At 49.5% G+C, this 1,047-nt stretch carries 1 protein-coding gene; it reads right to left on the reverse strand.

Going from position 1 to position 1,047, the window contains the following annotated elements; genetic code table 11:
- Positions 1-1,047, reverse strand: a 1,047-nt coding sequence (locus IEV57_RS19245; protein WP_188444659.1) for a CLIPPER-2 domain-containing protein, incomplete at both ends; no start/stop codon positions are given.

The raw sequence follows: 1,047 nt of genomic DNA on the forward strand, positions 1-1,047 counted from the left end.
CCTAATCCATACGTGGACTGACTCGCTGATTTGGCTATACTGATCGAAGCTGTTGCAGCTGAATTATCAACTGTGATCGTCTCGGTATCTGTAGCCGTTACATCGCTTCCTGTAGGAGGTGTCCCTGTCGCTATTGCTGTATTTACTACTGATCCGTTGTCAACATCTGCCTGCGTAATCGTATAGGTAGCTGTAAATTCCGCTGACCCACCGGGTGCCAAGGTTGTCGTGCCTGAGGTCTGAGTGATCGCACTCAAGCCCGGCAAGGCATCCGAAACACCCACATTAGTCAAGGTGAAGTCTCCATCGTTCTCTACCGTGAAGGTATACGTGATCACATCTCCTAATCCATACGTGGACTGACTCGCTGATTTGGCTATACTGATCGAAGCTGTTGCAGCTGAATTATCATCTGTGATCGTCTCGGTATCTGTAGCCGTTACATCAGTTCCTGTGGGAGGTGTCCCTGTCGCTATTGCTGTATTTACTACTGATCCGTTGTCAACATCTGCCTGCGTAATCGTATAGGTAGCTGTAAATTCCGCTGACCCACCGGGTGCCAAGGTTGTCGTGCCTGAGATCTGAGTGATCGCACTCAAGCCCGGCAAGGCATCCGAAACACCCACATTAGTCAAGGTGAAGTCTCCATCATTCTCTACCGTGAAGGTATACGTGATCACATCTCCTAATCCATATGTGGACTGACTCGCTGATTTGGCTATACTGATCGAAGCTGTTGCAGCTGAATTATCAACTGTGATCGTCTCGGTATCTGTAGCCGTCACATCAGTTCCTGTAGGAGGTGTGCCCGTCGCTGTTGCTGTATTTACTACTGATCCGTTGTCAACATCTGCCTGCGTAATCGTATAGGTAGCTGTAAATTCCGCTGACCCACCGGGTGCCAAGGTTGTCGTGCCTGAGGTCTGAGTGATCGCACTCAAGACCGGCAAGGCATCCGAAACACCCACATTAGTCAAGGTGAAGTCTCCATCGTTCTCTACCCTGAAGGTATACGTGATCACATCTCCTAATCCATACGTGGACTGA

It is taken from the genome of Belliella aquatica, from assembly GCF_014637795.1.
In the GTDB taxonomy this organism is placed as follows: Bacteria; Bacteroidota; Bacteroidia; order Cytophagales; family Cyclobacteriaceae; genus Belliella; species Belliella aquatica.